The 17,484-nt window shown below is 69.2% G+C and carries 22 protein-coding genes and 1 tRNA gene; 13 read left to right on the forward strand and 10 right to left on the reverse strand.

Annotation, left to right across the window (positions count from 1 at the left end):
• Window position 1: 1 nt before the first annotated feature.
• The gene (locus ACSMFO_RS26400) at window positions 2-1,510 is read right to left on the reverse strand and encodes an AbgT family transporter (protein ID WP_436460994.1); all 1,509 of its coding nucleotides are present in this window, start codon (window positions 1,508-1,510) and stop codon (window positions 2-4) included.
• Between the two features lie 159 nt (window positions 1,511-1,669).
• Between ACSMFO_RS26400 and ACSMFO_RS26405 the strand changes: the two genes are divergently transcribed.
• Window positions 1,670-2,653: an Lrp/AsnC family transcriptional regulator gene (locus ACSMFO_RS26405; RefSeq protein WP_436460881.1), complete on the forward strand. Its 984-nt coding sequence runs from the start codon at window positions 1,670-1,672 to the stop codon at window positions 2,651-2,653.
• Between the two features lie 12 nt (window positions 2,654-2,665).
• On the opposite strand, the gene ACSMFO_RS26410 is transcribed toward ACSMFO_RS26405, so the two are convergent.
• On the reverse strand, window positions 2,666-3,277 hold the full coding sequence (locus tag ACSMFO_RS26410) for a TetR/AcrR family transcriptional regulator (protein ID WP_436460882.1): 612 nt from the start codon (window positions 3,275-3,277) through the stop codon (window positions 2,666-2,668).
• Between the two features lie 99 nt (window positions 3,278-3,376).
• On the opposite strand from ACSMFO_RS26410, the gene ACSMFO_RS26415 reads away from it, so the two are divergent.
• Window positions 3,377-3,778 carry a Dabb family protein gene (locus ACSMFO_RS26415; protein ID WP_436460883.1) on the forward strand — a complete coding sequence of 134 codons (402 nt, stop codon included), beginning with the start codon at window positions 3,377-3,379 and terminating at the stop codon, window positions 3,776-3,778.
• Between the two features lie 22 nt (window positions 3,779-3,800).
• Here the strand turns inward: ACSMFO_RS26415 and ACSMFO_RS26420 are convergent, their stop codons facing one another.
• Window positions 3,801-4,487: a hypothetical protein gene (locus tag ACSMFO_RS26420; protein ID WP_436460884.1), complete on the reverse strand. Its 687-nt coding sequence runs from the start codon at window positions 4,485-4,487 to the stop codon at window positions 3,801-3,803.
• 95 nt (window positions 4,488-4,582) lie between these two features.
• Here ACSMFO_RS26420 and ACSMFO_RS26425 point away from each other — a divergent pair, with 95 nt between their 5' ends.
• On the forward strand, window positions 4,583-4,873 hold the full coding sequence (locus tag ACSMFO_RS26425) for a hypothetical protein (RefSeq protein WP_436460885.1): 291 nt from the start codon (window positions 4,583-4,585) through the stop codon (window positions 4,871-4,873).
• Window positions 4,874-4,917: 44 nt separating this feature from the next.
• The gene (locus tag ACSMFO_RS26430; RefSeq protein ID WP_436460886.1) at window positions 4,918-6,045 is read left to right on the forward strand and encodes a sigma-70 family RNA polymerase sigma factor; all 1,128 of its coding nucleotides are present in this window, start codon (window positions 4,918-4,920) and stop codon (window positions 6,043-6,045) included.
• A gap of 34 nt (window positions 6,046-6,079) precedes the next feature.
• Here ACSMFO_RS26430 and ACSMFO_RS26435 read toward each other — a convergent pair whose 3' ends face one another.
• The gene (locus ACSMFO_RS26435; RefSeq protein WP_436460887.1) at window positions 6,080-6,817 is read right to left on the reverse strand and encodes a hypothetical protein; all 738 of its coding nucleotides are present in this window, start codon (window positions 6,815-6,817) and stop codon (window positions 6,080-6,082) included.
• A 358-nt stretch (window positions 6,818-7,175) separates the two neighbouring features.
• Between ACSMFO_RS26435 and ACSMFO_RS26440 the strand changes: the two genes are divergently transcribed.
• Complete coding sequence (locus ACSMFO_RS26440) at window positions 7,176-7,853, forward strand: hypothetical protein (protein ID WP_436460888.1); 678 nt, start codon at window positions 7,176-7,178, stop codon at window positions 7,851-7,853.
• 35 nt (window positions 7,854-7,888) lie between these two features.
• Here ACSMFO_RS26440 and ACSMFO_RS26445 read toward each other — a convergent pair whose 3' ends face one another.
• Window positions 7,889-8,500, reverse strand: coding sequence for an ANTAR domain-containing response regulator (locus ACSMFO_RS26445; protein WP_005157321.1), 612 nt, complete (start codon window positions 8,498-8,500; stop codon window positions 7,889-7,891).
• 173 nt (window positions 8,501-8,673) lie between these two features.
• Between ACSMFO_RS26445 and ACSMFO_RS26450 the strand changes: the two genes are divergently transcribed.
• Window positions 8,674-8,747: transfer RNA gene (locus ACSMFO_RS26450), tRNA-Leu, on the forward strand.
• A gap of 19 nt (window positions 8,748-8,766) precedes the next feature.
• On the opposite strand, the gene ACSMFO_RS26455 is transcribed toward ACSMFO_RS26450, so the two are convergent.
• The gene (locus tag ACSMFO_RS26455) at window positions 8,767-9,687 is read right to left on the reverse strand and encodes a methylenetetrahydrofolate reductase (protein WP_436460889.1); all 921 of its coding nucleotides are present in this window, start codon (window positions 9,685-9,687) and stop codon (window positions 8,767-8,769) included.
• A 31-nt stretch (window positions 9,688-9,718) separates the two neighbouring features.
• On the reverse strand, window positions 9,719-11,002 hold the full coding sequence (locus tag ACSMFO_RS26460; protein WP_436460890.1) for an alpha/beta fold hydrolase: 1,284 nt from the start codon (window positions 11,000-11,002) through the stop codon (window positions 9,719-9,721).
• A 244-nt stretch (window positions 11,003-11,246) separates the two neighbouring features.
• Between ACSMFO_RS26460 and ACSMFO_RS26465 the strand changes: the two genes are divergently transcribed.
• From ACSMFO_RS26465 to ACSMFO_RS26490, 6 genes are read left to right on the forward strand one after another with little or no spacing between them, the layout of a single operon-like run.
• A complete protein-coding gene (locus ACSMFO_RS26465) occupies window positions 11,247-11,708 on the forward strand; it encodes an Asp23/Gls24 family envelope stress response protein (RefSeq protein ID WP_436460891.1) in 462 nt (153 codons plus the stop codon).
• 41 nt (window positions 11,709-11,749) lie between these two features.
• Window positions 11,750-11,926, forward strand: a complete 177-nt coding sequence (locus tag ACSMFO_RS26470; RefSeq protein WP_016335849.1) for a hypothetical protein — start codon at window positions 11,750-11,752, stop codon at window positions 11,924-11,926.
• A 5-nt stretch (window positions 11,927-11,931) separates the two neighbouring features.
• The gene (locus ACSMFO_RS26475) at window positions 11,932-12,318 is read left to right on the forward strand and encodes an Asp23/Gls24 family envelope stress response protein (RefSeq protein WP_073848576.1); all 387 of its coding nucleotides are present in this window, start codon (window positions 11,932-11,934) and stop codon (window positions 12,316-12,318) included.
• Window positions 12,315-12,842 carry a DUF6286 domain-containing protein gene (locus ACSMFO_RS26480; protein WP_436460892.1) on the forward strand — a complete coding sequence of 176 codons (528 nt, stop codon included), beginning with the start codon at window positions 12,315-12,317 and terminating at the stop codon, window positions 12,840-12,842. The genes ACSMFO_RS26475 and ACSMFO_RS26480 overlap by 4 nt, the downstream gene beginning before the upstream one ends.
• Window positions 12,839-13,405 (forward strand): alkaline shock response membrane anchor protein AmaP, encoded by a 567-nt coding sequence (locus tag ACSMFO_RS26485; protein WP_436460893.1) that lies wholly within the window; start codon window positions 12,839-12,841, stop codon window positions 13,403-13,405. The genes ACSMFO_RS26480 and ACSMFO_RS26485 overlap by 4 nt, the downstream gene beginning before the upstream one ends.
• Window positions 13,406-13,465: 60 nt before the next feature.
• Window positions 13,466-14,410, forward strand: a complete 945-nt coding sequence (locus ACSMFO_RS26490) for an SDR family NAD(P)-dependent oxidoreductase (RefSeq protein WP_436460894.1) — start codon at window positions 13,466-13,468, stop codon at window positions 14,408-14,410.
• Here the strand turns inward: ACSMFO_RS26490 and ACSMFO_RS26495 are convergent.
• The 3 genes from ACSMFO_RS26495 to ACSMFO_RS26505 form a co-directional block, all read right to left on the reverse strand.
• Entirely contained in the window at window positions 14,391-15,098 is a 708-nt protein-coding gene (locus ACSMFO_RS26495; protein ID WP_436460895.1) for an anti-sigma factor, read from the reverse strand. The genes ACSMFO_RS26490 and ACSMFO_RS26495 overlap by 20 nt on opposite strands.
• Window positions 15,095-15,691 carry an ECF RNA polymerase sigma factor SigK gene (gene sigK, locus ACSMFO_RS26500; protein WP_038510613.1) on the reverse strand — a complete coding sequence of 199 codons (597 nt, stop codon included), beginning with the start codon at window positions 15,689-15,691 and terminating at the stop codon, window positions 15,095-15,097. The genes ACSMFO_RS26495 and sigK overlap by 4 nt, the downstream gene beginning before the upstream one ends.
• A gap of 95 nt (window positions 15,692-15,786) precedes the next feature.
• A complete protein-coding gene (locus ACSMFO_RS26505) occupies window positions 15,787-16,254 on the reverse strand; it encodes a MarR family winged helix-turn-helix transcriptional regulator (protein ID WP_436460896.1) in 468 nt (155 codons plus the stop codon).
• Between the two features lie 86 nt (window positions 16,255-16,340).
• Here ACSMFO_RS26505 and ACSMFO_RS26510 point away from each other — a divergent pair, with 86 nt between their 5' ends.
• Window positions 16,341-17,447, forward strand: coding sequence for a cytochrome P450 (locus ACSMFO_RS26510; RefSeq protein WP_436460897.1), 1,107 nt, complete (start codon window positions 16,341-16,343; stop codon window positions 17,445-17,447).
• The last annotated feature ends 37 nt before the right edge of the window (window positions 17,448-17,484 follow it).

Genomic DNA, 17,484 nt, shown 5'->3' on the forward strand with positions numbered 1-17,484 from the left:
CCTAGCGAACGGGGGCGCCGGGGCCGAGCGGGATGCCGAACACCCAGAACACGAAGAACAGCAACGTCCACACCACCAGCAGGGCGAACGAGAGCGGGACCGTCATCGAGAACAACGTGCCGATCCCCGCCGAACGCCGGTAACGCTGCAGGAAACCCAGCGCCATCACGAAATACGGGCTCATCGGGGTGATCGCGTTCGTGCACGAATCCGCGATGCGGTACAGCGCCTGCGTGGTCTCCGGCGGGATGTCCAGCAACATCAGCATCGGCACGAACACCGGGCCGATCAGCGCCCACTGGGCCGAGCCGCTGGTGACGATCAGGTTCACCAGGGTCACCACGACCAGGATGCCCAGCATGATGACCGGTCCGGAGACCCCGGCGGATTTGAGCAGACCGGCGCCGTTGATCGCGGTGATCTCACCGATGCCGGTCCACTTGAAGTAGGCCAGGAACTGGGAGATGGCGAAGAACAACACCAGGATCGGTGCCATCTCACGGAAGCCGTGCGCCATGAACCCCGGGATGTCACGGCTGCTGGTCACCGTCCCGGCGACCTTGCCGTAGGCCCAGCCCGCGGCGAGGAAGCCGAGCGCGAGGAAGATCGAGATGGACGTCAGCAACGGTGACTCGATGATGCTTCCGCCCTTGCCGCGCAAGGGCGACGACGCGGGCAGCACCGCCAGCACCAAGGCGACCACGAAGACGGCCAGCGCGATGAGCGCGGCGAGCAGGCCCCGACGTTCCTGGCGGCTGAGCCGGAGCGAGCCGAGATCGTCCTCTTCCGCGTCGTCGTCGACGGGCATCGCTTCGGCTCGCCGCGCGAGGACCTTCTCGGTCACGAGCGTGATCACGGCGGCCAGCACGACCGACGAGGCGAGCGAGAAGAAGTAGTTGGCCAGCGGGGTGACCGAGTAGGCCGGATCGATCGTCTGCGCCGCCGCCGTGGTCAGCCCGGACAGGATGGCGTCGGTCGGCGTGATCAGCGGGCTCGCGTCGTACCCGGCGGAGATGGACACGAACGCGACCACGATACCCAGGATCGGGCTCCGCCCCACCGCACGGAAAGCCAAGGCCCCCAACGGGATCAGCACCACGTAGGCGGCGTCGGACGCGACGTGGGACACCATTCCGGTGAACGCCAGCGCGAAGGTCACCCACCGCGGCGAAACCTTCGAAACGCCGGACCGGAGCACTGCGGCGAGCAGACCGGACCGCTCGGCGACCGCCACGCCGAGCATCACCACGAGGATCGTGCCCAGCGGCGGGAACGACGTGTAGCTCTTGACCGCGTCGGTCACCATCATCCGCACGCCGTCGGCGGACAACAGGTTCTTCGCCTCGACCGTCTTGCCCGTCGCCGGGTTCACCGCCGACACGCCGGCCGCGCTGAGCGCCCAGCTGGCCAGTGCCAGCACCGCGCTCAGGATGACGAAGAGCCAGAACGGATGCGGCAGCTTGTTGCCGAGCCGCTCGACGCCGTCGAGCGCGCGCAGCAGGAGATTCATCGGACGTGAGGTCGTTCTGGCCTGGCTGGAACTCACCGGCGCGGCTCCTTCCTGATCGGAGGCCCATTACAAACTCAAGCGAACGAATAGTGCAACCTCGAATCTAATTCTGCATGGATCAGTCAGGTACGACGCATGGATGACTGATACATTCACCGCGTGCTGACCGAACCCGACCTCGACCTGATCGCGGCGCTGCAGATCGCCCCGCGCGCCTCGGTCGCCACGCTCGCCGAGGCGCTCGACGTCTCCGCCAGCACGGTGGGACGACGGCTGGTCCGGCTCGAGGAACAGCGGATCCTCCGGGTGATCGGCCAGGTCGAGTGGACGGCGAGGGCTCGTGGGAACCCGCGCCACGTCTGGGTCACGACCGAACCCGGCGCGTCCGGTTCGGCGGCGAAGGCGCTCGCCCGGTTTCCCGAGGTCCAGCTGGCGGCGGAGACGGCGGGCCGGTCGGACGTCTATCTGGCCGTGCACGTTCCGGACCGGGCCGAGGCGCGCGAACTGCTCGCCGAGCGCATCCCCGGTGTGCCGGGCGTGGCGGGAACCCATTCGGAGCTGGTGCTGCGGGCGCTGACCAGGGCCGACTCCTGGCGGCTGCACCGGCTGAGCGAAGACCAGCAGAAGATCCTGTCCCGCGAACAGGTCGTCCCGGACGGTTTCGACGCCGACGACGTGGGCCCGGACGAGCGGCGGCTCGTCGGGCTGCTGGCCGGGAACGGCCGGATCACCGCGGCCGAAGCGGGCCGGAGCCTCGGCCTCAGCCAGTCCACCGCCTACCGGCTGATCCAGTCGACGTTGCGGCGCGGCGTCGTCCGGCCCCGCGTCGAGGTGGAACCCGCGCAGCTCGGCTACGAACTGGAGGCGGTCATCGCGCTGACCATCACGCCGGGCGCCATCCAGGCCGTGGCCGGGGAACTGGCGCGGCATCCGTCGGCGCGGTACGTGTCGATCGTCGCCGGCACCGCTTCGGTCATCCACCAGGGCGTGTTCCGCAACGAGGACGAGATGGCCGACTTCCTCACCAGGGACCTCGCGCCCTTGCCCGGGATCACCGCGCTGCAGGTCTCCGTGGTGTTGCGCATGCTGCGCCGGTACTGGCTTTACCGGGAGGACGGGAGATTCGCCCCGGACCGCACCTGAAACTCCCCGGCACTACGGACCGTACGCGCGCACGAAGGTGTCGACGGCCGACTCCGCGATCCCTTCGAGTTCAGCCGCCGGGAGAGCGCGAGCGCCCAGCCGCGAACGGGACTCCAGCGGCCCGATCAGCAGAGCGAGGAACTGCTCGGCGGCCCTCGCCGGGTCGCACGAGCGAAGAGCGCCGGAAAGGACGAGGCGGGCGAACCGGTCGGCCAAGGCCTCGGTCAGCCGCACCGACGTGCGCTCCTGCATGGTGGCCGCCAGCTCGGGAAACGCGGCGAGCTCGGCGTAAGCCAGCGACCGGAGCGCGTGCGAACGCTCGCCGGAGCAGATCCGCAACAGCCGCGAAGCCGCGGTCCGCAGTGTCGCGCGTACATCGGCCCCCGCGTCACGGAGCGGCTCGATGGCGTCGAGCGTGTCGGCGGCGACGCTGTCGGCGGTTGCCGCCATGGAACCGCGGAACAACGCTTCCTTGTCGCCGAAATGGTTGTAGACAGTGGGTTTCGCGGCCTTCGCCTCGTCCGCGATCTCCTGGACGGATGCCCGGGCGTACCCGTGGCGCGCGAAGACCGTGAAGGCCGCGTCCAAGATCGCTTGACGCTTGCCGACCTTCGCCTTCGTCACGACACGATCCTATCCACCGGACCTTCGGCATCCGGCATTGCACGTGAACCCGTCAGTTCACTACTTTGAACTCATCGGTTCAATCTATGGGAGGCAGTCTTGATCGTCCAGTTCATGCGCTTCGCGTTCCGCGAAGACAGCACAGAGGAGCAAAAGGCCCGCGCCTTGGCGTTGATCCGCCGGACCGCGGCGGTGGAGTCGGTGGCGTTCTCCACGGTCGGCAGGCTCCTCGGCGATCCGGCCGACGGCTACACCCACGGCTATTCCTTCGGCCTGGCCGACCTCGGCGCGTTCGAGCGCTACATGTACGACCCCGTCCATCTGGCCGGAGACCCGGAGATCCTCCCGCACTACGCCAAACTGCACGTCGGGCTCGCCGTTTCCGACGACCCCGATCCAGAGCTGGCCGCGAAGATCACCGCCGTCTACCAAGGCAAACTCGCCGAATATCCCGAGTGGGAACGGCTGATGGCGGCGATCCCGGAAGTCCGGTTCGGCTGACCGAGGAGAACCGGCCGTCGGGCTACTCGAGCAAGTGCTTCGCGAAATGCGCCAATGCCCGGGAAGGCTCTCCGGAGAATCCGGAGCCTGCTCGATGGAGGACCAGCGCGCGCTCGACGATGGTGTCGACGTCGGCGCGGAGCAGGAACGGGTCGGGCCGCCGATCACGGTAGGTCCGCTGAGCGCATTGCCTGGTGCACGCGAGCGCCTCTCCGATCTGCTCCCAGGTGCAGCCGCGGACCCGGGCTTCGGAGACCAGGATCGTCTTCTCCTCCGACAGGATCTGCCTGGCTCCGGGAATGCACAACGAGCCGCACGTGGAGATCAGCTGTTCGCGCAAGGGCCCGGAAAGTACCGGCGCCGCGTCCGGCCGAAGGCGCCGCGGAGTGTGGTGGAAGAACTGGTGGGTGGCCTGACGGGAGAGCCGGGGCCAGAGGTCGCTGGAGTTGAGCCGGTTCAGGCTCTCGGTGATCTCTCCCCAGCTGCGCCCCAGCGAACGCTCTTCGGCGACCTGTTCACACCGGTGCAGGTGGAACGCGTCGCTCAGGACATCGAGGTGGAACAACGTCTCGAGTACCCGCGCGCCGGCGGGCTCGGCCGACGACGCCCACATCCACGTCACGGTCGCCCTCAGCTTCGGCCAGCTGCCGCCGACCTCCCACATCGGCAGGGCCGGTGACGGCCACGGCCACGTCGGCGCCGGGTTCATCGTGTCAATAAACCATGACGCTTTTCCGGCGGTCAGTCCTCTCTTCGGGTGAGCGGAGCCGACTCGGGCTCCGCAGTGCTTGGGAGGAATTGCCGATGGCGGACAGCGTGTTCGCGCGGATCTTCGGCGCCGATGCCAGTACCGACGACGGCGTGGCCCGGCTCATCCGCCTCATCCGGTGCTTGGCGCTCATCGGCCTGTGCCTCGTCGCCGTGCTGACCATGGCCTGCGTCGTGCTGTTCGGCCAGGTGCCGAAGTCGGCTTCGCCACTGCGGATCGCCGCGGGCATCGCGCCCTGGATCGGGATGGCATTGGTGGGCGTCCGGGCGGTGCGCCGCCGTCGTGCCGCATCCGATCGGGGAAGTCTCGACCGGAGTCCGTCATGACCGGCCCGCACGGACGTCGGCATCGCATGTCGACGGAGAACGCCGTGCGCAGCGATACCGAACTCATCAAAGCGGTCCGCGCCGGGCGAATCGAAGACTACGGGCAGCTGTACGAGCGGCATTCCGGCGCGGCGAGCAACCTCGCCCGCCAGCTCGCGCGGTCCGATTCCGAGGCCGAAGACCTCGTCTCCGACGCCTTCGCGAAGGTGCTGGACACCCTCCGGCAGGGCAAGGGCCCGGATGCCGCCTTCCGGGCCTATCTGCTTACTGCTCTGCGTCACACCGCCTACGACCACACACGCCGGAATCGGCGGGTCACGCCTACCGAAGACATGGAATCCGTCGCCGTCGACACGCTCGCGGTCCCCCTCGCCGACGACGCCGTCGCCGGACTCGAACGCACGCTCGCCGCCCGGGCGTTCGCCCGCCTGCCGGAGCGATGGCAGGACGTGCTGTGGCACATCGAGATCGAGGGACAGTCTCCCGCCGAGGTCGCCCCGCTGCTGGGACTCACCCCGAACGGCGTCTCGGCGATGGCCTACCGGGCGCGCGAAGGACTGCGCCAGGCTTTTCTCGAGGTCCACTTGCAGGAGAACCTGGCCCCCGCATGCCAGACCGCGGCGGGTTTGCTCGGTGCCTGGGCCCGTGAGGGGCTGGCCAAGAAAGCCCGCTTCCAGGTCGACCATCATCTCGACGAATGCGAAGCGTGCCGCACTCTCGCGGCAGAACTCCGCGACGTCAACACCGGGCTGCGCGGGATCATCGCACCGATCGTCCTGGGCGGCGCGGCACTCGGATACCTCGCGACGGCGAGCGCCAAGGCGGCTACGGCCGCCACCGCCGCCGGCGCCACAGCGGCGGCCGGCACCGCCGGCTCGGCCGCGAGCATGGCGGACCCGGCCGGGATTTCCCGCCAGTTCCGAACCGCCGCCGGATCCGCCACGGTGGTGGGGATCGCCGTCGTCGTGGCACTCAGCGCGGCCGGCCAACCGGCCGAACCGCCCCTGCCGGTACTCACTCCGACGACCGTCTCCGCTCCCGCCCTGCCGGCTCCCGCATCACCCGCCCCGGCTCCTGTGCCCCTGCCCACCGTCCCCTCCACCACACCACCGCCGAAACGCGCTCCCGTTCCACCGCTGGGACCGTCCCCGACCCCGCCGCCGCCCCGATGATCGACGCTCGGGTCCGCGATCCGGAGTGGTCCGTTCAGGTGAAGACGGGCGCCGAACTCTGCGAAGGTGTACGCGGACCGATGGCCTTCACCGGTACCGGATAGAGGCCTTTCCGGAAGCGGCCGTGTTCGAACAAGACGACCATGGCGGTGTCTTCGCCGCCGACCCACGCCTCGACTGTGCGGCGGCCCGCCTGATACGCGGCGCCGTATGTCGACATGATCGTGCGGAGCCGGATCGTGCTGCCGTCTTCGAAGCCGATCGAGATCACCGGCAGTGGCGCCGCACGTCCTTCGAAGACTTCGATGTCGACGACTTTCGCTTTGTGCCAGCCGGTTTTCCGCACCGATCCGGCTCTTCTGTTCCAGCCGACCAAGGCCGTCGAACCGCCCACGCTCCCGAAGGCGAGCGGGATGCCGAAGATGATCGCTGGTGCCGGTGAACGGGTCGCCATCGAGAGCCAAACCACGAGACCGAACGTCACGACACAGAAGCCGGACAGCGGGATGGCGAGGAGGCTCATGGTGCGAAAGCGCTGTGGCTGCACATCGAGCCCGGGCTCCTGTGCAACGCCCGTTTCCGTGGGAAGCCAGGTTTCGACCGGGAACCTGCGGACTTTACGGCCGTACCGGAGAGCGATGACGAACGCGATCCCGGCCGCGAGGAGCGCGACCGCCATGACCACGACGTGAAGCATGACGCCGGCGGCAAAAAAGAGCACGGCCCCGCCCATGGTTGCCAGGTAGGACATCCGTCGCCGGGCCAGGAGCATCGGCAGTGAAGATCGAGCGGCCATGGGAACTTCCTTGCGGTCGACGAAAAATGTGCCGACCAGTCTTCCCGGCGCTCCTACCCCGGAGAATAGCCGATTCGCCTCGCGAGCGGAACGCACCGCAGCGGAGGATTCCCTCGGCTCACAGGAAAATCCGTCGCTGCGGCGGGTGGCTCCGGCCTACCATCACGATGAGCCTGCCCAAGGCGCATCTACCCGGTAAGGGTGCGTCCTGCCCGTCGCATGGTGGGGGTGGCAGCCCGTTCGAGCCGGGCCAGGTCCGGGGAACTCACGCCTCGACGGGGGGTGTCGGGGTTCCCACCTCACCGCCACCGTGATCGCGGATAGCGTGGGAGCCATGCTGATCGAACATCGAGGACGACGCGTAGCCCGGCCGAACATGCGCGATACTCCCTGGGTGATCACCATGCAGCCCGTTCTGGAGGTCCGCGCGACCGACGGCTTCGCCCTTTGGCCTGTCGCCGAGACCGAATCGTTCGGGTATATGCCGCTCAACGGCGAACTCACGCCTCTTGAAGTCGGTACAGCGGTGATGAACATCGTCGCCTGCAACGACCTCGACCCAGCGGACGGCGTCCGCCCTGCCGAGCCGCTGGGGTCGTTCCTGCACGGCCTGCTCACGCTTGACACCCTTTTCGCGGCCGGCGGGTTTCGCGTGACAGACAGCTCCACAGGCGTGGTGTTCATGCCGGGCTGTTGCAACGGACTGGAGGACTGGCGCGAGTGGCACCAGGTCGTCGAGGGCGATGGCCAGGTCGGCTTCGGACACGATCCCGATCCCCTCGCCGAACGTCACGGTGATGCCGTGCGGCTGACCGTCGATGCCGAGCAAAGCTCCGGCCCGGTGATCGAGTTGCCTGCCACCGATCTCCGGCACTTCCTCGCGGGAGCCGAGCACGACCTCGCCGGCTTCCTCGCGCTGGCGGCCGCTTGGGCCGAGAAGAACCTGCACCGGCATGCCGTCGCGACCGTCGCGGCCCTGGCCCGCGCACTGGACCTCCCGACGCCGCCCTGAGCCGAAGCGGGAGTGGCCCCTTTTTCGCGTGTTCGTCAGCCGATGCTCTCGACGACGGCCTCGGCGACCGCCTTCATCGTGGTCCGGCGGTCCATCGCGGTGCGCTGTATCCACCGGAACGCGTCCGGCTCGGTGAGCCCCTGACGGCTCATCAACAGCCCCTTGGCGCGGTCGATGACCTTGCGCGTCTCGAGCCGGTCCGTGAGGCCCGCGACCTCGGATTCGAGTGCCTGCAGCTCGGCGAACCGGCTCACGGCCAGCTCGATGGCGGGCACCAGGTCGCGCTTGGCGAACGGCTTGACCAGATACGCCATCGTGCCCGCGTCCCTGGCCCGCTCGACGAGGTCGCGCTGGCTGAACGCGGTCAGGATGACGACCGGCGCGATCCGGTCGCCGGTGATCTTGGAAGCGGCCTCGATACCGTCGAGCTTCGGCATCTTGACGTCGAGGATCACCAGATCGGGCTTCAATTCGGTGGCCAGGTTGATGGCCTGCTCGCCATCCCCGGCCTCACCGACCACCTCGTAGCCCTCTTCGCGGAGCATCTCGACGAGGTCCAGACGGATGAGGGCCTCGTCTTCGGCCACGAGCACCCGCCGCTGGGGTGCGGCGACGGCACCATTGGCCTCGGCAGCCTGCTCGGTCACCGGGGTCCTCCTGAAGGTCGTCGGGCAGTTCGGCTCGCGGTCTGTCCGCGAACCTGAAGCCTACCGGGAACGATCCAGACGGCTAGATGGCGTTCACCACGTCAGACGGTCGTCACACTCCCGGGCCCGGCGGAAAGCGCGCACCCGTGATCCCGTAAAGTTCACCGGGCACCGCCCCCGTAGCCCAACTGGCAGAGGCAACGGATTCAAAACCCGTCCAGTGTGAGTTCGAATCTCACCGGGGGCACTCGCAGGAACATCGGGCCTCAGCCCTTGATCTCCGTCCGGAGCTGTTCGGCCAGTCGCACGGACGCCTCGATCTCTTCCCGTCTGATCGACACGCTTTCGACGTTGATGCCGAACGGAACACCAAGGCCGCGGCAGTAGGCCATCAGTTCGGTAGCCGCGGCGAGGGCCAGCTGATAGGACGCTTCGAGGGTGTCGGCCGCGTGTTTGAGGTCGTTCTCCATCCACCGTGGCACGTCGACGCCCAGCCACTGCAGGAAGTCGAGTGTCTTCAACGATCCGCAGACCGAGAAGGTGAAGACGACCGGTACGGGCGTTCGTCCGCGCGCGACGCATTCGTAGTGGTAGTCGGAGACGAGGTTCTTCGCCGCGTTGACGTCGTAAACCACCTGGGTCACGAAGAATCGGCAACCGGCGTCCTGCTTCGCCAGCAGTCGCAGATGTTCGTCGTCCCGGCGGCTGTGCCGTTCCGGAATCGCGACGCCGCCGAGCGGCAAACCGGGGTTGACGTCGCGCCGCAGTGCCTGGGCCTCGGCGAGTGATGTCATGGTGTCGATCTTGCTGGACGAGGCGCCGACGAGAACCGTCATCACACGCGACGGCTCCTGGGCCGCCAGCCACGTCCGCAGCTCCGACGGCGCGTATTTCCCGACCGCTCGGTAGACGACGACCGGGGTCTGCCAGCTCGTGAAGTTGTCCGCGAGATAGTTCGCGGGGTCGAGGGTCGGCGAGAACGGGAACGGGCGCTGCGCAGGGTTCCTGGCCGCTTCGTCGTCGATGTCGTAGAGGATCAGGCCGTCGAGATCCAGAGGGCGCAAGCGAGCCATGGTGGCGTCGGCGATCTCTTGAACGCGTTCGCGAGCGGTCGCCAAGCGCGGTGGCGTCAGAGCGAACAGCAAGAATTCACCCGCGGCGCGGTCGATGCGGCGCACAAGGTCCATGGGAAAACCGTAACCGAAGCTCACATCGTGTTCAGAGGCCGCTCGCCAGCCGCATCACCCAGTAGACGTCGGTGTTCTCGACGGTGCCACCCAGACGGGTGGAGCCGGGACCTTCGGCGGTGATCGGGGTGTCGGCGCCGGTGTGGTCGTGCGTCGTCCAGTCCACAGTGAACCGAAGCTTCGAACCCGGTACGTCGAAAGGACCGTCCTGGTCAGGGTCGGTGTCGGACGCGTCGTAGTTCTCGATGCTCAACCCGCCCGTTTCGTGGTCGCCACCGATGATCACCAGCGTGTCGGGGTGCGTGCGGACGAACCGCAGGACCTCGTCCGAGGGAGCGTCCGCGCCGAGGATGATTTCCGACAGCTCCGCCCAGTCCGCCGGAAAAGTGAGCTTCGGGGAGATCTCCGAGCGAAGAACGCTCCCTTCATCCGCTTTGTCCGCTTTGGCCAGCACTCGGTCCACGGTGGAGAGGATTTCGGTCTCGTCGTGGCCGGGGCACGGTTTGCCGGTCCTGATGGCACATTGCTTCGCGTAGGTCAGCAGGGTGTCTTCCACGCCTTTCGCCTGCTCGACGGTGTCGGCCCGCCAATCGAGATAGGTGTTGTCGACGCCGTCGAGCACCATGGCGCGGACCTTCTTCGGGAACCGGTCGGCGTACAGCTGTCCGATCCGCGTGCCGTAGGAGTAGCCGAGGTAAGTCAGTTTCTCCTGACCCGTGACCACCCGCAGGACGTCGAGGTCGCTGACGACGTCGTCGGTGCCCAGGTGCCGCAGCACGTTCTCCCCGGTGTTCTTGAGGCACGCCTCGGCGTACTGCCGGGTGCTCGGAACCTCGGCACCGATCACCGGCAGGCCCTCGGGAGCCTTCGAAGCGGGCTCTCCCTCAGTGTCGCAGCGGAGCCGCGGTTCACTGCCGCCGATCCCCCGCGGATCGAAGCCGACCAGGTCGAACCTGGCCCGGACCGGGGCGGGCCAGGTACCCGCGATGTCCTTCACCATGGCGACGCCGGACTGCCCGGGGCCGCCCGCACCGGCGACGAGCGTGCCGATCCGCTCCCCCGGCCGGGTCGGCGCGGCCTTGATCACCGGCAGCGTGAACTTCGGCCCGTCCGGCCGCCGGTAGTCCACGGGCACGGTCAGCTTCGCGCACTGCAGGGCGTCGCAGGGGCGCCAGTCCAGGGTCTGCCGGTGGAACGACGTCAGCGCCGCCTCGTGCTCCGGTTCGTCCACTTTGGTCACCGGCGCCGGACTTCCTTGCGACGTGGTGCATCCGGCGACCAGCGCGATCGACACCAGCCCGCACTTCCAGCTCACTCGAGACTTCTTTCTTGGGACACCGGACGATCCAACCCCGCGGCCCGCCGCGCGCACGACCCTCGACGGGATGGAAAAGGGCGACGGCGTCGGCCGCGGGGACTAGGCCGAAAGACATACCCGCCGGCGATGAGATCCAGACCACACGATCGGGTCGTGACGATCTTCGCGCGGCTGGGTCTATGGAGTGTGGAAGCGAAGAACTTCCACCGCAGGCAACGGAATCCGAATTGAGGAGATCGCGATGACGAACACCACCGCCGCCAAGCCGAACTCGAACTCCACCGCCCCGGCCGAGAACAGCGCGCTCGTCTCCACTCAGGGCGTGACCACGATCGCCGACACCGTCGTCCAGAAGGTCGCGGGCCTCGCGACCCGGGAGATCACCGGTGTCCACGCGCTGGGCGGCGGCGCCGTGCGGGCGTTCAACGCGCTGCGTGAGCGCATCCCGGGTGCCACCGCGTCCGCCGGGCAGGGCGTCTCCGTCGAGGTCGGCGAGCGCCAGGCCGCGGTCGACCTGCAGATCGTCGTCGAATACGGCGTCGCGATCGCTGATCTGGCGAAGTCGGTGCGCCGCAACGTGATCGGCGCGGTCGAGCAGATGACCGGGCTCGAGGTCGTCGAGGTCAACATCAACGTGTCCGACGTGCACATCCCGGGCGACGACGACGCCGACGAGAGCACCGAGTCCGGCCGCGTCCAGTGACCATCGGCGCCGGTCCGCGCCAGACAGCAAGGAGAACGTTCATGAACGCCACCCAACTCGGCCTGTTGACCGGTCTCGTGCTCGGCGTGGCCGGCGCGTTCGGCGGCTTCGGCGCCTTCCTCGTCGTGCTCGTGCTCGCCGCGCTCGGCCTGCTGGTCGGCAGGTTCCTCGACGGCAAGCTCGACCTTTCGGCCCTGGCGGGCCGCGACAGGGGCTGATCGCCATGACGACGATGACCGCCGCCGCGCCCGGAACGGACGGGCGCGGCGGGCTGACCGTGGCCGACGGCGCCGTCGAACGGATCGCCGCGCGGGCGATCACCGAGGTCGACGGCGTCGGCGGCGCGGCCTCCCGGGTGCTCGGGATCGCGGTCGGCGGCGAAGACCTCGACCAGGGCGCCAAGGTGAGCGCGCACGTCACCGGTTCGACGACCACTTTGGACGTCCGGCTTTCGGTGAAGTACCCGCTTTCGGTGCGCGCCACCACCGAGGCCGTGCGCGAGCATCTGATCAGCCGCGTCGGCGGGCTCTCGGGCCTGACCGTCACGCGGGTCGACATCACCGTCACCGCCCTGCATTCCGAGGAGACCGAGACTAGGAGGGTCCGATGAAACGGCGTCCACGCCGCAGCGTCCCGGCCGTGCTGGTCGCCCTCGTGGTGCTCGCCGGCTGTGTCCTGGCCGCCGTCGTCGCGGTCCAGACGATCATCGGGGAGAAACCGTGGATCAGCTACGACGCCATCGCGTCCGCGCTGCACGATCTCCGATGGAGTGATCCCCTTCCGGCGATCGCCGGCGGCGTGGTCGCGCTCCTCGGTCTGCTGCTCCTCGTGAGCGCGGTCGTCCCGGGGAAGCCGACCGTGCTGCCGCTCGAAGGCGGCACGGATTCGGGCGCCTCCCGCCGCGGCTACCGATCGACCCTGCGCACCGCCGCATCCACTGTGGACGGTGTCTCGGCGGCGAAGCTCAAGGTGAAGCGGCGCGCGATCGTCTCGGTGGTGACCACCGGGCGGACGAACACCGCCGGGCTCGCCGACGCCGTCCGCGCCGCCATCGAGCACCGTCTCGCCCAGATCGGCCCCGCTGCCGTTCCCGCCGTGCGAGTCCGGGTCAAGGCCACCAGGAGCGCGTCATGACCGACCTCAACCGTCCCGCCCGGCTCAACCGCACCCTGCTGGTGCTGACCGGGCTCGTGCTGATCGCCGGTGGCGGATTCGCCGTCGGCACCCATTTCGGCCGCATCCCGCTGCTGGATCCCGGCACCACGCTCGTCCCCGGCACCGCCATGCCGCCCGCGTGGGTCTGGTACGCCGTCGCCGGGGGCGCGGTGCTCCTCGGGCTGCTGGCCCTGCGCTGGCTCATCGCGCAGCCCGTCCGCAAACCCAAGTCCCACACCTGGCGCTTCGGGCAGGACACCGGCCGGACCGCGCTGGCCGCGAGCACCGCGGTGGACCCCTTCACGGCGGAGGTCGCGACCTATCCCGGCGTCCACGCGGCGCACGCCACGCTCGGCGGCACCCAGGACGCCCCGGTGCTGGCCGTGGTGCTGAGCGCCGAACAGGACGGCGATCTGGCCGCGATCCGCGAACGGATCACCGAGGAGGGCTTGCCGAGGCTGCGTCAGGCTCTGGATCTCGACGAGCTTCCGACGACCATCGAGTTCCGCTTTTCCGCGAAGGCCGGGCCCCGCATCCGGTAGGAGGTTTCCGCCGCGGCCTCGCCGGGAAGTCGCGTACCACGACCGAGGAGGAGCATCCGCATGTCCACCGTGACCCGCGCCGCCGACACCGTGCTCGACCGGACCCTGCTCGGGTACGGCAACATCGGATACCTCCTGCGCCGGACGTGGTGGCCGGAGGATCCCGCGCCGGACGCGCTCGCGGGCAAGGTCGCCGTGGTGACCGGCGCGAAGGCGGGCCTGGGCAAGGCGACGGCCATCGGCCTCGCGAAACTGGGCGCGACCGTCCGCATCGCGATCCGCGGCGACGCCGCCCACGCCGAGATCGAGCGCGCCGTCCCCGGTTCGCGGATCATCGCCGACCACTGCGACGTCAGCCTGATCTCGTCCGTGCGCGACTACGCCAAGAACCTCGACGGCGAGGTCGACATCCTCGTGCACAACGCCGGTGTCATGCCCGCCGAACGCACGGAAACGGCCGAGGGCAACGAACTCATGCTGGCCACGCATGTGCTCGGCCCCCATCTGCTGACCGCGTCGCTCCGGCCGAAGCTCGCCGACGGCGCGAGGGTGATCTGGGTCAGCTCCGGCGGCATGTACGGCCAGCCGTTGCGCGCCGACGACCTGCAGTACCGCCGCGACGAGTACAAACCGGCCGCCGGCTACGCGCGCACCAAACGGATGCAGGTGGTACTCGCCGAACTCTGGGCGGATCGGCTGGACGGTTCCGGCGTCACCGTGCACAGCGCCCATCCCGGCTGGGCCGACACACCCGGGGTCGCGACCTCCCTGCCGACGTTCCGGAAGCTGACGGGCCCGCTCCTGCGGAACCCGGAGCAGGGCGCGGACACGTTCGTCTGGCTCGCCGCCGCCGGGGAACCCGGCCGGTACAACGGCATGTTCTGGCACGACCGCGTCCAGCGCCCGACCGACTACCTCGGCAAGACCCGGGAAACCGCCGCGCAGCGCCGGGAACTCTGGCAGGCCTGCGAGCGGCTGACCGGCGCTAGGACAGATTCACCATGACGACCGCCGGAACCGTCGGCGCGGGCGAACCTCCGGCCGGTTCCGCGGTGATACCGACCCGGTCGATCCCGCCCGGCAGCTCCGCGAGCACCGGCCGAGTCCGATGTGGTCCGTCCGGCGCCAGCAGACCGGCGGAATGCACCCCGCTCGCCCCGATGAGCCAGACCTGGTACGCCTTGCCCGCCGCCAAGGGCGGGAGTTCACCGGCCAGTACCACGATCCTGCCCTGGCTCCGCGAGGTCACGACCGTGGTCGTCCCGCGTTCGGCACCCTTGACTGTCAAGGCGTCCGGCGCGGTGAGCACGGCGTTGACGGAAGCCAGCTGCTGTTGCGCGGGGTCGGCTCCCGGGTCGGTGGTCGTGGTGACCAGACCGAACACCAGCGCTCCGACGGCGGCCGCCGCGGCACCCCATAGGGCGACCCGGGTCTTCACGACCCCGCCGCGACGCGCGAGCGAGGGCGGCCACTGACGGGTGTGGGCGACCCGCGTGAGCGTCGCTTCCCGCAGCCTCGGCGGTGGCGCGATGGCCAGCGCCCTTCCCAGCCGCGCCGCGGTCTCCCGGAGCTCCCGGACTTCCTGGCCGCACGCGGGACAACCCCGCAGGTGCCGTTCGAACGCCGCGGCCTCTTCCGCCGGGACGGCGTCCAGGGCGTACGCCCCGGTCAACGTGTGCAGCTCGGCGGTCATTGCCCCACCCCCAGGCAGTCGCGCAGCCGGATCAGGCCGTCGCGGATGCGGGTCTTCACCGTGCCGGGCGCGGTGTCGAGCACCTCCGCGACCTCCGGGTAGGTGTAGCCGTTGTAGTAGGCCAGCACCACCGATTCGCGTTGCAGGTCGGTCAGCGCGGACAGGCATTGGCGCACCCGCTGCTGCTCCAGATTGGTGATCGTCGACTCGGCGACCTCGTCGAAGGGGCGCCTGAAATCGAGCCTGCCCGCGCGGTCGTCCCGGTCGAGCGCGGCCTGATGCGACCGCACCCTGTCCACCGCCCGCCGGTGCGCGATGGTGAGCACCCAGGCCAGCGTGCTCCCCTTGCCCGGTTTGAACCGCGCCGCCGTCCGCCACACCTCCACCAGGACCTCTTGGGTGACCTCCTCGGCGAACGTGCCGTTGCGCACGACCCTGTTCACCACACCCCACACCGGTCCCGCCACGACGTCGTACAGGTCGGCGAACGCCTGTTCGTCGCCGGCCGCGACCCGTTGCATCAAACTCGTCTCGGCGGGCTCCGTTCCGGTGCCGCCGCTTCCGCGCGGACTCGTCCGCACACCCTCGACCATCAAGCTGCCTCCACCTCACCCGACGCCCGGCTACGCGGTTGCCAGGGCGTCCGGGAGGGATTCGGTGCCGAGAGCGGATCGGACTGGTCCGCCGGTCAGGCCTGTTCTTCGAGCACGTTGTCCATTGTGGACTTCAGCTGCCTGAGGAAGGCCTCGAAGCGTTCGATCTCTTCCGGCGGGTACTCCGCCACGAGAGCCGCCAGCCCGGCGCTGAACGGGCCGAAGAACTCCCGCGCGGGCGCCTGGATGTCGGTGCCGCTGCGCAGGGTCACCACCCGGCGGTCGGTGTTCTCCCTGGTCCGCACCACGTAACCGAGGTTCTCCAGCCGGTTCAGCAGGTTCGTGGTCGCGCCGGAGGTCAGGGCGATGCGTTCGCCGAGCCGGGCCGGGGACAGCGGCGAGCCGGTGTCTTCGGCGTAGAGGATCTCCACCAGCGCGGCGGCGTCGGTGGCGTGGAGGCCGAGCCAGTCCGCGAACCGCCGGGTGAATTCGGTGTAGTTCGCCCCGAAACTCCGGAGGCCGTCCAGGAGCGACGCGCTCCGCGCCGCGACATCGTCCGCCATCGCCCCTCCTCGGTTCCGTGCTTTGACAACCTACCGGCCACAAATATACCTTCATGGTGAAGCTACTTTCTCATGAAGGAGTTCCTGTGCTCCCCGATCCGTTCGCCGCGTCGACCCGTGGCATCACCGAACCCGACCCCGTCCGTCCCGCGCTGCGAGCCGCCGGCCCCCTCGTCGAAGTGGCCACCCCCGAGGGCGGAAGCGCGTGGATCGTCACCGAGGAGAAGCTGGCCCGCGAAGTCCTCTCCGATCCCCGCATCGCCAAGGATCCGGCGCTGGCCCCCGCGGGCTGGACGGCGCTCGAACAGACCGCCGCCGAACAGCCGTCCCTCACCACGCTGGACGGGCCCGAACACACCCGTTTGCGGCGAGCGCACGCCCCGCTGCTGAGCGCCAAGCGGATCCAGGCGCAGGCGGACCGGATCCACGGGATCGCGCGGGCTCTGCTGACCGATCTCGGCGGCGAGACCGTCGACCTCATGGACGGGTTCTCCACCCGTTTCCCGTTGACGGTGCTGCTCGACCTGCTCGGCATCCCGCTCCACCTGCTCGACGCCGCCGTGGACGCCTGCCGCCGCATGTCGGACCCCGAACCGGGTGCCCAGGGCAAGGCCATCGCCGCGATCGCGAACCTCTCCGCCGCGGGGCTGACTCCGAACCGGAACGGGCTCGCGACGGAACTACGCGACAGCCTCCCGGCCGGAACGTCAGAAAAGGACCTGCGATATCACCTGTTCGCGTTGATCTTCGCCGGGCAGCTGACCACCGACGCCTCGATCGGCTTCCTGATCTCGCGGCTTCTGAACGGGGACAAGGCATCCGTGAACGATCTCGTCCGCGAAACGCTCAAGGACCATCCGCCCGCGCCGTTCACGCTGTGGCGGTTCACCACCGTGGAGCTCGACCTCGCCGGGATCCGGCTCCCCGCCGGGGCGCCGGTGCTCGCCGACATCCAGGGCATCAACACGGACCCGGCGAGGAAACCGGGCCCGGATCTGACTTTCGGCGCGGGGCCGCATTTCTGCGTCGGCGCCCAGCTCGCGCAGCTCGAATTGCGAGCGGTGGCGACGGTGCTGCGCACGGACTTCCCCGAAGCCCGGCTCGCCGTGCCGTACGGCGAACTCCGGCAGACGTTCCTCGGCGGCGTCCAGGGCACGCGGCTCACGAGCCTGCCGGTGCGGCTGCGCGGCTGAACCGGGCCGGGGCGCGGGAAACCGCCGCCCCGGCCCG

The organism is Amycolatopsis sp. w19 (genome assembly GCF_051373225.1).
GTDB lineage: Bacteria > Actinomycetota > Actinomycetes > Mycobacteriales > Pseudonocardiaceae > Amycolatopsis > Amycolatopsis japonica.

What these genes read in the sequence shown, in the direction of transcription:
- ACSMFO_RS26400 (WP_436460994.1), bottom strand. Translation starts at nt 1,510, where the DNA reads ATGAATCTCCTGCTGCGCGCGCTCGACGGCGTCGAGCGGCTCGGCAAC.
- ACSMFO_RS26420 (WP_436460884.1), bottom strand. Translation starts at nt 4,487, where the DNA reads ATGAACCCGGCGCCGACGTGGCCGTGGCCGTCACCGGCCCTGCCGATG.
- ACSMFO_RS26425 (WP_436460885.1), top strand. Translation starts at nt 4,583, where the DNA reads ATGGCGGACAGCGTGTTCGCGCGGATCTTCGGCGCCGATGCCAGTACC.
- ACSMFO_RS26435 (WP_436460887.1), bottom strand. Translation starts at nt 6,817, where the DNA reads ATGCTCCTGGCCCGGCGACGGATGTCCTACCTGGCAACCATGGGCGGG.
- ACSMFO_RS26440 (WP_436460888.1), top strand. Translation starts at nt 7,176, where the DNA reads ATGCTGATCGAACATCGAGGACGACGCGTAGCCCGGCCGAACATGCGC.
- ACSMFO_RS26455 (WP_436460889.1), bottom strand. Translation starts at nt 9,687, where the DNA reads ATGGACCTTGTGCGCCGCATCGACCGCGCCGCGGGTGAATTCTTGCTG.
- ACSMFO_RS26465 (WP_436460891.1), top strand. Translation starts at nt 11,247, where the DNA reads ATGACGAACACCACCGCCGCCAAGCCGAACTCGAACTCCACCGCCCCG.
- ACSMFO_RS26470 (WP_016335849.1), top strand. Translation starts at nt 11,750, where the DNA reads ATGAACGCCACCCAACTCGGCCTGTTGACCGGTCTCGTGCTCGGCGTG.
- ACSMFO_RS26475 (WP_073848576.1), top strand. Translation starts at nt 11,932, where the DNA reads ATGACGACGATGACCGCCGCCGCGCCCGGAACGGACGGGCGCGGCGGG.
- ACSMFO_RS26480 (WP_436460892.1), top strand. Translation starts at nt 12,315, where the DNA reads ATGAAACGGCGTCCACGCCGCAGCGTCCCGGCCGTGCTGGTCGCCCTC.
- ACSMFO_RS26485 (WP_436460893.1), top strand. Translation starts at nt 12,839, where the DNA reads ATGACCGACCTCAACCGTCCCGCCCGGCTCAACCGCACCCTGCTGGTG.
- ACSMFO_RS26490 (WP_436460894.1), top strand. Translation starts at nt 13,466, where the DNA reads ATGTCCACCGTGACCCGCGCCGCCGACACCGTGCTCGACCGGACCCTG.
- ACSMFO_RS26495 (WP_436460895.1), bottom strand. Translation starts at nt 15,098, where the DNA reads ATGACCGCCGAGCTGCACACGTTGACCGGGGCGTACGCCCTGGACGCC.
- sigK (WP_038510613.1), bottom strand. Translation starts at nt 15,691, where the DNA reads ATGGTCGAGGGTGTGCGGACGAGTCCGCGCGGAAGCGGCGGCACCGGA.
- ACSMFO_RS26505 (WP_436460896.1), bottom strand. Translation starts at nt 16,254, where the DNA reads ATGGCGGACGATGTCGCGGCGCGGAGCGCGTCGCTCCTGGACGGCCTC.